Annotated in this window: 8 protein-coding genes, 1 tRNA gene and 1 pseudogene; 7 read left to right on the top strand and 3 right to left on the bottom strand. The window is 43.5% G+C overall.

Annotation, left to right across the window (positions count from 1 at the left end; all coding sequences use genetic code 11):
- Positions 1–361, bottom strand: a pseudogene (locus SPSYN_RS12055) (IS1634 family transposase); the annotation flags it as partial.
- 459 nt (positions 362–820) lie between these two features.
- Here SPSYN_RS12055 and folE point away from each other — a divergent pair.
- Genes folE through surE form a run of 3 tightly spaced genes read left to right on the top strand, consistent with a single transcriptional unit; the run spans position 821 to position 2,420 of the window.
- A complete protein-coding gene (folE, locus tag SPSYN_RS12050) occupies positions 821–1,384 on the top strand; it encodes a GTP cyclohydrolase I FolE (RefSeq protein ID WP_161822726.1) in 564 nt (187 codons plus the stop codon).
- A 10-nt stretch (positions 1,385–1,394) separates the two neighbouring features.
- The gene (locus SPSYN_RS12045) at positions 1,395–1,577 is read left to right on the top strand and encodes a YpmA family protein (protein ID WP_161822725.1); all 183 of its coding nucleotides are present in this window, start codon (positions 1,395–1,397) and stop codon (positions 1,575–1,577) included.
- A gap of 18 nt (positions 1,578–1,595) precedes the next feature.
- Positions 1,596–2,420 carry a 5'/3'-nucleotidase SurE gene (gene surE, locus SPSYN_RS12040; RefSeq protein WP_161822724.1) on the top strand — a complete coding sequence of 275 codons (825 nt, stop codon included), beginning with the start codon at positions 1,596–1,598 and terminating at the stop codon, positions 2,418–2,420.
- On the opposite strand, the gene spoVB is transcribed toward surE, so the two are convergent.
- On the bottom strand, positions 2,407–3,972 hold the full coding sequence (gene spoVB / locus SPSYN_RS12035) for a stage V sporulation protein B (protein WP_161822723.1): 1,566 nt from the start codon (positions 3,970–3,972) through the stop codon (positions 2,407–2,409). The genes surE and spoVB overlap by 14 nt on opposite strands.
- A 289-nt stretch (positions 3,973–4,261) precedes the next feature.
- Between spoVB and fusA the strand changes: the two genes are divergently transcribed.
- Both fusA and panB read left to right on the top strand, forming a co-directional pair.
- Positions 4,262–6,283 carry an elongation factor G gene (fusA, locus tag SPSYN_RS12030; RefSeq protein WP_161822722.1) on the top strand — a complete coding sequence of 674 codons (2,022 nt, stop codon included), beginning with the start codon at positions 4,262–4,264 and terminating at the stop codon, positions 6,281–6,283.
- 514 nt (positions 6,284–6,797) lie between these two features.
- The gene (panB, locus tag SPSYN_RS12025; protein ID WP_161822721.1) at positions 6,798–7,661 is read left to right on the top strand and encodes a 3-methyl-2-oxobutanoate hydroxymethyltransferase; all 864 of its coding nucleotides are present in this window, start codon (positions 6,798–6,800) and stop codon (positions 7,659–7,661) included.
- A 342-nt stretch (positions 7,662–8,003) separates the two neighbouring features.
- Here the strand turns inward: panB and SPSYN_RS12020 are convergent.
- Positions 8,004–8,079, bottom strand: a tRNA-Trp gene (locus SPSYN_RS12020).
- A gap of 137 nt (positions 8,080–8,216) precedes the next feature.
- On the opposite strand from SPSYN_RS12020, the gene SPSYN_RS12015 reads away from it, so the two are divergent.
- Positions 8,217–9,149: a D-alanine--D-alanine ligase gene (locus tag SPSYN_RS12015; RefSeq protein ID WP_161822720.1), complete on the top strand. Its 933-nt coding sequence runs from the start codon at positions 8,217–8,219 to the stop codon at positions 9,147–9,149.
- 304 nt (positions 9,150–9,453) lie between these two features.
- Positions 9,454–9,645 (top strand): hypothetical protein, encoded by a 192-nt coding sequence (locus SPSYN_RS12010; RefSeq protein WP_161822719.1) that lies wholly within the window; start codon positions 9,454–9,456, stop codon positions 9,643–9,645.
- Positions 9,646–9,690 lie beyond the last annotated feature (45 nt).

Below are 9,690 nucleotides of genomic sequence, written 5' to 3'. Positions count from 1 at the left end.
CCATCGCAAATATGGCACTTTCCACGGGGCGTTGTATTTGGGTGTCTGCGATATACTTATTAAGCAGATCCGGTAGCTCAAGCTGTTCCCAGAGACGGCGAAAGATAACGACTGGTCCCAGTTCTTTAGACCACTGGGTGTTTAGTTCATCCATGCTCCGTATCACTTTAGCCATTTTGCAATATTTACCCAGGCTGGCAACCAGTTTATCCAGGGCTCCTTCCTGTAGTTCTTCTAAGCGGCCCAGGTTGGCTACAACTATTTGGCGAACTTTACCATCTTCACGTTTAGTTTCGCAAATTTGCAAATATGTTCTTGTTGAACCGTCTTTATTTTTAAATGTTTTTGTTCTAGCATACATGGCACCTTAATTATAGCATGGCAATCCATATGCTAAAAGTTATTATATGGAAAACGTGGCACTACACTTTTTGAATCTCTCTAATATTGACCCTTGATTTTACTGGGTTTGTTGGGGGTTAGATTCGAAAAATGATGGAAAACTGTCAAACTCGAGTCTTATGGTTTAACCACTTAAATTGCCGGCAACTATGGTTAAAATACTCATATATGAAGACTCGGCTTATTACCGAGTCTTTTTTAGATCAGGTTGAAGGACGAAATCGAAAAATGGCGAATAATTTAAGATGTTTCTAGATGAGTAATAATACGCCCCTAAAGGCACCATATCATTGAACATGTTTGAAACCACCTCGTCAATTCAATAAAAGAAAACGTCCTACCCTACCGAAAACCTCTGTTATTCCCAACAAGGTTTTATAAACACGCTTGATATTCGGGAAAGAAAGGGGAAATTATTATGGCAGATATGGAAAAAATAGAATTAGCTGTACAAATGATCCTAGAAGCCATCGGCGAGGATCCGGATAGGGAAGGTTTAAAAGGAACACCAAGCAGGGTAGCCCGTATGTATAATGAAATTTTTTCGGGACTCCGTGAAAATCCGGAAATGCACCTGGATAAAGTGTTTTCCGAAGAGCATGAAGAAATGGTGTTGGTCAAAGATATACCCATTTATTCCATGTGTGAACATCATTTATTGCCGTTTTATGGTAAAGTACATGTAGCCTATATTCCCCGCAAGGGTAATATTACAGGGCTTTCCAAATTAGTTAGAGTGGTCGAGGGTTATGCTAAACGCCCGCAGCTGCAGGAAAGATTAACCTCCCAAATAGCTAATACCATTATGAGAAGATTAAATCCCCACGGGGTATTAGTAGTCATTGAAGCGGAACACATGTGCATGACCTTGCGCGGTGTACACAAACCCGGTTCCAAAACTCTTACCTCGGCGGTGCGGGGGATATTCCAGCGCAGCGAAGCCACCCGGGCAGAAGCTTTTTCATTAATCCGGAAAGAATAGGGGGAGCGTTATGGAGCATGCCGATGAAGCAGGCAAACTGGAATTAATTGCTTTTAAATCATTTTCTATGTATGAAGATATGTACAAAGTAGTGGACTTCTTAAATAAAAACCTGAAGGATAAAAGAATTATGTTCGGACTGAGCAAAAATAATGAGGAAAATAACTTGACTATAACTATTTATGAGTTTTGAACCTTATGGAGGATGACGATGCGCATATTGATTAGTAACGACGACGGTATTAACGCTCCCGGCTTGAAAACGCTTAGGGAGTCACTTGCGAGTCTGGGTGAAGTGCTAGTTGTAGCGCCGGACCGGGAAAGAAGCGGAGCGGGACATGGTATAACTACCTACAAGCCGCTTCGAACTAAAAAAGTTACTTTTTCCGACGGCACTTTTGGCTGGGCAGTAAACGGTACCCCGGCTGATTGTGTTAAACTGGCTGTTGAGGCCTTAATGCCCGAAAAACCCGATATTGTCGTTTCCGGCATCAATCTGGGAGCTAATTTGGGCACCGATGTGCTTTATTCCGGCACTGTCTCAGCAGCAATTGAAGGGTTAATTAATGATCTACCATCTGTAGCTATATCACTGGCTAGTTTCGACAGTACTAACTTTAGCGAGGCAGCAAGCTTTGCCTCGTATATTGTACCCAACTTAATCGAGCTCAGTAAGGACATCAAACATATTTTAGTTAATATCAACGTACCGCCGGGCAAACCCCGGGGAATAAGACTAACCCGGCTGGGTATGCGGCGTTATATAAATGTTTTTGATAAAAGGACCGACCCCCGGGGTAATGTCTACTACTGGATGGCCGGTAAACCACTGGATACATCACACGAGCTAAAAACCATCCAGTCCGTTGTAGATAATAACCCTCATCTGGACGTTGATATTGATGTAGAAGCGGTAAAAAATGATTATATTTCTATCACCCCGCTGCATTTTGACTTAACTGATTTTTACGCCATCGAACAAATCAACAAAATGATCCAGCATAAATTCCAGCCTCAAGGCATTAACGCTGATTAAATTTAAACAGGACACGGAACTTTTCTTTATCCTGGTCGTTTATACCTCCCATCAACAGCATCAGCGTTAGATAAATGACCCCGCCGGCTGCCAACGCAATAACCAGTACTAAAGCGATGTTTAAACCATACCAGTACAACATATTTTTTAAATAAATAATCACTAAAGACATACCAAGAGACGCTAACAAAGGTTTTACTACATTTTCCACACCGGAAAGGTAAAGCAATTCCATACTGTTAAGATACAGCATATTTAAAATAGACATAATGATGTAACCAATGGCCACCGCCGCCGCGGCCCCTGCTATGCCGAACTGCGGCATAACCGTAAAATAATAAATTAAAACAATAGTCACCAGTGAAGCAACCACTAGGTTTTTAAAGGGCACGTCAGCCTTGCCTACACCTTGCAAAACGCCGGTGGTAGTTTGCTGTAAATACAAAAATGGCCCGGAAAACGCTAAAACCTTTAATATATCGCCTGCCTGGGGATAGCCAAACAGCACACCACAAAGCTCGTCCGCCAGCAAAAGAAAAATAAATGCGGCGGGCACCCCCACCTGTAATGTTAACCTAACTGCGTCTGCAATGCGTGCTCTGGCCAAAGTCAAGTTATGGCTAGCCATGGCATCTGACATAGCTGGTACTAAGGAAGTAGCCAGTGCCATGGTAAGTACGCCAGGCACAAAAAGCAACGCATCGGCAATGCCGATAAATTGGCCGTAAGCATTAGTTGCATCTGATACAGAAAGCCCGGCTGCATTTAACCGCAGTGGTATTAAAACAGCCTGCACGGACATTAAAGCCGTAGCCACAATCCTGGTCAGTGTTACCGGTACGGCTAGTGTAAAAATTTGTTTTACATCATTGCCCAAGCTGATTTTACGCCACAACCCAGCTACATAATGCAAAGCCTGAGGTCTATTTCTTGCATAAATACGCAACATATAAATAAAGCCGGTTAATTCACCTAAGATTACACCCACCGATAAGCCTACGGCAGCGTATTCTATGCCCAGGGGAAGCATAAAATAAGCAATCACCAACCCGGACACCACCCGTACTATTTGTTCAACTACCTGAGTAATTGCTGTGGGAGACATTTGCTGTAAACCTTGAAAAAAACCACGAAAAGCCGAGCACAGGGTAACTATGATAATGCCTGGCACCAGACTAATGAGGCAATAATATACCCTTGGATTGGGGAAAAATGATTCTGTCAGAATGGGCGCACTAATTACCAAAACCACCGTAAAAAACACACTGGTAAACTGCAAGATAAATAAAGAGAGCTTAAAAATTCGATAAGCGCCGGGCATATTATTACTAGCTACTTCCTCGGCGACCAGTTTAGCTATCGCCAGTGGTATACCTGCACTAGCCAGCACCAGCATCATAATATAAACAGGTAAAACCATATTAAATAGCCCTACACCTTCAGGACCGATTAAGCGTATCATGGTGATTTGATAACCAAAGCCTAAAATGCGGTTAACCAGGCCGGCGATTAGTAAAATAAAGGCTCCCTGCAAGAATGCATACCCAGCCATATCTTACCGTCCTTTCCAGAGCTTGTTTATATTTATGTCTACAAGCCTAAGACTATGAAAAATAGGTGGAGGAAACAAAAATTTTTATCTGGACAGTATTGAAAACAAGGAATTCAAGCTTAGCTTGTAGAAGTAATGAAAACTAGTGAGTAAACCCGTTTCTTGGCGGCCAATAGAGCCCTATCGGGCTATTTTTATGTTTATAGCCAATTTTGGCCAGTTTTGGATGCCAATAAGTATAGAAAAAGGGTTTGAGGGAAACCATTATTTACAAAAGGAGGCAGGAGTTTTGAAGAATTTTACTACCGAACAAATCCGCAACATCGCTATAGTAGGACATGGTGGGGCGGGGAAAACATCTCTGGTGGAAGCAATGCTTTTTAACACCGGAGTAATAAATCGTTTAGGCCGGGTGGAAGATGGCACTACCGTATCCGACTACCATCCCGAAGAGGCACAGCGACAATCTACTGTGCATACCAGTCTGGTGCCCGTAGAAGTAAACAACACTAAATTAAACTTTCTTGACACCCCTGGTTTTTCCGATTTTATTGGTGAAGTCAAAGGTGCCTTAAGGGTAGCTGATGCTACTTTGTTTGTTTTTTCAGCCGTGGACGGTGTACAGGTACTACATGAAATCATCTGGAAATCTGTACAAAAGGCAGAGTTGCCCCGGGTAGCCTTCATCAACAAAATGGACAGGGAAAACGCCAGCTTTACCAAGTTAATGGACGACTTAAACGCCAAATTTAAAGCCAATTTTGTACCGGTGAACTTTCCCATTGGTGAAGGTTTGGACTACAAAGGCATTGTAGACGTGCTCGAGCAAAAGGCCTACGAATTCGGCAACGACGGCAAACCCAAAGAAATTGCCATCCCCGTTGAACTGCAGGATCAACTGCAGGAGTACCGCGATAAATTGGTCGAAGCCGCAGCCGAGGGTGACGATGACCTAACCATGAAATACTTGGAAGGTGAAGAGTTAACTACAGAAGAGATTAAAGCCGGGCTACATAGTGTTATTGCTGAGGGTAAAGCAGTGCCGGTGCTATGCGGGTCAGCCACTAAGAACATGGCCATTCCCAATTTATGCGACTTTTTGGCCCGGTATATGCCGTCGCCCAAACGCGAGGACGGGCCGATGGCTGCACTGGTCTTTAAAACACTGGCCGACCCTTATGTGGGGCGTATGAACTTTATCCGGGTATTCCGCGGCGAGCTAAAGGCAGACTCTCAGGTGTATAACGCCACGAAGGAAAGCAACGAAAAAATTGGCCAGGTGTTGTTCGTGCGGGGTAAACATTCAGAGCAAACTCCCCAGGTAACATGCGGCGATCTGGCTGTGGTGGTCAAGCTAAACGACACTAGCTCCGGCGATACACTGTGTGACAAGGATCATAAAGAGGTTCTGGAAGGAATTGACTTCCCGGTACCCAACTACATCCTGGCCATTGCTCCCAAGAGTAAAAACGACGAGGATAAAATGGGTGATGCAGTACACAAGCTGCTGGAAGAAGATCCTTCTCTCCGCGTAGAAAAGAATAAAGAGACTAAGCAAACCCTGCTCACCGGTATGGGTGAAGCCCATGTAAATATTATGATCAGCAATTTGAAGCGCCGTTACGGTGTTGACGTGGTTACCGAGGAACCCAAGGTGCCTTACCGGGAAACTATCCGCGCTAAAATAGAAGTGGAAGGTAAACACAAGAAACAGTCCGGTGGTCGTGGACAATATGGGCACGTGTGGATTAGATTTGAGCCCCTGCCCGAGGGCGACTTTGAATTTAATGAAGAAGTCTTTGGCGGGGCAGTGCCGCGCAACTACTTCCCAGCCGTGGAAAAAGGCTTAAGGGAGGCCATGACGGAAGGTGCTCTGGCCGGTTACCAAACGGTGGGTATAAAGGCCACCTTATATGATGGCTCTTATCACAGTGTGGACTCCTCTGAAATGGCCTTTAAGATTGCGGCTTCTCTGGCTTTCAAAAAGGCGGTCCCGTTGGCCAAACCGGCTTTACTGGAACCGATTATGCTGGTTGAAGTAACCGTACCGGACGAGTTTATGGGAGACATTATCGGCGACTTTAATACAAAGCGCGGCCGGGTGTTGGGTACCGATCAGGTTGAAGAAGGCACTGTTGTAAAAGCTCAAGTGCCGTTGTCAGAAATGTTTAAGTATGCCAATGACTTGAAATCCATGACCCAGGGACGCGGGCAATTTAAAATGGAATTTAACAGCTATGAAGAAGTGCCGGTTAAACTTGCTGAGGATATAATCCAAAAGGCCAAAGCCGAAGCTGAAGCTGAAAAATAAATACATTGCATTGAAAAAAGGCCGATTAGTAATAAACCGGCCTTTTTCTACGCTCTAGCTGCCGGTACAACAAAAAAGCTACCTGGGAACAAATAAGATCTGCTTATCCCACATGCTGCTTAATTAATAAATTATTTGTGCAATGAATGGGTATTCTTTTAACTAAAATTAATGTAATCAGTATTATTGCCACAACATTGTTAGTATGTTAAAATTAAACAGGTATTGGGCGGTATCATAATTGAACTGCACCACTGGTTCGGATTGATTGGGTAGGTGATTGATCATGTTAGTTTAAACTAATATTCCTCCGCTTGGAGCCTGTGGGACCGAGACGGGTTTACACAAGGGATATTTATACCCTTCGGACTTGTCCGGAGGTTTTTTTTTATTATCCCGGCGTCATTTCCCTAGACAAAAAATTACTTTTTCCTTAGCTTTGGTTTGGTTTTTATTAATAGTTATATGGCTTAGCAGGAACAATAACGCAAAGGCAATTAAAGGAGTGAATGTAGTGGAAAAACAAAAAGGCAATATCTTAAAATTCAAAGAGATGAAGCAGCAGGGTAAAAAGATCACTATGGTCACGACCTATGATTTCGGCATGATGTCCCAGGTAGATAAGACCGACGTTGATATGATCTTAGTAGGCGATTCAGCGGCTAATACCATGATGGGCTATGAAGGAACCGTGCATATTGACCTGGATACCATGCTAGTTTTTTGCAAGGCAGTTGCTAATGCCGCCAAACATACTTTCATGGTGGCGGACATGCCCTTTATGACTTACGAAATCGGACCGGAGCAGGCAATGCTCAACGCTGGCCGGATGATTAGGGAAGGGCACGCCGATGCACTTAAACTGGAAGGCGGGGAGCGCATTGAGCATATAGTGACCGCCTTAGTAAAGGCCGGTATACCGGTGATGGGCCATATCGGTTTAACCCCCCAGAGCGCTGCCCAGCTGGGTGGATTTAAAGTTCAGGGCAAAAGCTTAGAAAGCGCCAGACAAATAGTTAAAGATGCACTGGCCCTTGAAAGAGCAGGTGTCTTTGCCATTACCCTGGAAGCCATACCCAGCCCGGTGGCTAAAATCATCACCGATACAGTCAAAGTGCCCACTATCGGTATTGGTGCCGGAAATGATTGCGACGGACAAATACTGGTGATTCACGATCTATTGGGACTGTTTGACAGATATACCCCCAAGTTCGTTAAACGCTATGCTAACTTAGGCGAAGATATGCAGAAAGCAATCAATACCTACTGCCGTGAAGTGCGCGATGGTGTATTCCCGGATGAGGAGCATTCCTTCAGCATGTCCAAGGAGTTAGCGGAACAACTTGCAGAAGAATTGCGCAAAGATGGTATATTATAATTAGGCAAATAACACAGGCCTAGGTTTCCGGTAGGCTTGGTTAAATTTAGCTGTAACACAATAAGTTAGGGGACACGGGTCCCAGCATATACTGAAATAGACAACAAACCAAGTAGGTATTTTTTGTCTCCCTCTGGGGCAGGAAATACCTACTCATGTTTATGCACCTTTAGTATACTGCTGTGATACAATTTGAGGACAAGCATGTCAATACAAGAATAAAGTCATAATAAACCCGGGCAATGGCCGGCTTTATCTTGCTGGTTAAATCTGGCCACTTTCATAATTTGTTACACATCGTAAAAATAAAAAAATCCCAAAGGCCGGAACCCTTGGGATTACTGGCAGGGGAGACAGGACTTGAACCCGCAGCCCACGGTTTTGGAGACCGTTGCTCTACCACTTGAGCTACTCCCCTAAAACTGCTTAACAACCGTAACAAAAATTATTATAAATTAATATTTCCGTTCAGTCAAGGGAAATTTGTGACACATAAAGGATTTTTAAGAACGCGATCGAATATATATAAACAATTACAATCTCGGAGGTGGCTTAATGAGCCCCAAAATTGGTGTTTTACTGGGCGGGCGTTCAGCGGAAAGAGAGGTTTCCCTGCGTACTGGGGAAGCAGTTTATCAAGCATTACAAGCTATTGGTTATGATGCAGTAAAAATCGATGTAGATAAAAGAATTACGGAGAATTTAAAACGCCAAAACATTGACCTGGCTTTTATCGCCTTGCATGGCAAATATGGTGAGGATGGCACTATTCAAGGTCTTCTGGAAATGCTGGATATACCTTACACCGGTTCAAAGGTCTTAGCAAGTGCCATTGCTATAAACAAGATTACCACAAAAAAAATATTACTATATGAGGGCTTACCCACCCCGGAATTTTTCACAATAACACGTAGTGAATACATTAATACAGCCGACAATATCAGCGCTAAAATAATGTCTATGGGCTTGCCGGTGGTGATCAAAGCACCCACCCAGGGTTCTACCATCGGCACTTCATTTGTGCATCTCCAGGACGAAATTAGAGGCGCCATCGAACATGCTTTTCAATATGATCCCACTATAATGGTGGAAAAGATGATAGATGGTATCGAGATAACTGCTTCCGTGCTGGGCAATGAAACACCGGAAGTGCTGCCCCTGATTGAAATTTTTTCAACTACGGGGGTTTACGATTATACAGCCAAATATACCGTGGGATTAAGTAACCATATTATTCCTCCCCGTCTACCGGACAGTGTGCAGCAAACAATCAAAGACCTAGCCTATAAAACTTATCTGGCTATTGGCTGTCGGGGACTGTCACGGGTTGATTTCATGGTTGACCAGAATGGCCAGCCATACATTTTAGAGGTTAACACCATACCAGGCATGACCGAAACCAGCCTTTTCCCCGATGCCGCCAGAGCAGCAGGCATAGACTTTGAAACACTGGTGGCTAAAGTAGTTGAATTGGCGATGGAAAAATAAACTCTTAGCTTCGCAAATTGGTGGAGTAACAGGTTACCATGTTTACTACACCTAACTACTAATCTCTCTAAGCAAATATAGACAAGTTCAGAGGGAGAAGTCGTTAGTTTACATAATATAAAAAACACTCGTTCCTTAGATATCGAGCGTGTTTATTTATCATCCGGCAGGTTATCAAAAACTATTCTTTATTTAATACGCTTGGAGAGAAGTTTTCACCTACCCAAAGACAGACTAGGCAGGAATCATACTTTCGGCGGAGAATATTAAGCTATTAAAACATAACTGGACCGGAGGTGATAAAATGGCTATGAAGAAATGTATCATGTGCGGAAAAATGTTTGATCCAGACCAGATAGTAGTAGAAAGTAAGAACCCTTTCCTTGATGACGATGACGAAGACATGCCTAAAAAAACACCTTCTTTTTGCCAGATGTGTGAAGCAAAAATACGCCATGAGGCAGATGATACTAGAAAAGGCACAAAACCAATGTAACTCTATTGGCTAATTAAATAACTATCTCACGTCCTCGCAGTAATA

The sequence above is a fragment of the Sporotomaculum syntrophicum genome, from assembly GCF_009932395.1.
Taxonomy (GTDB): Bacteria; Bacillota; Desulfotomaculia; order Desulfotomaculales; family Desulfallaceae; genus Sporotomaculum; species Sporotomaculum syntrophicum.
The sequence above is the reverse complement of the archived record's forward strand: the minus strand, read 5'-3'. Positions and strand labels throughout refer to the sequence as shown.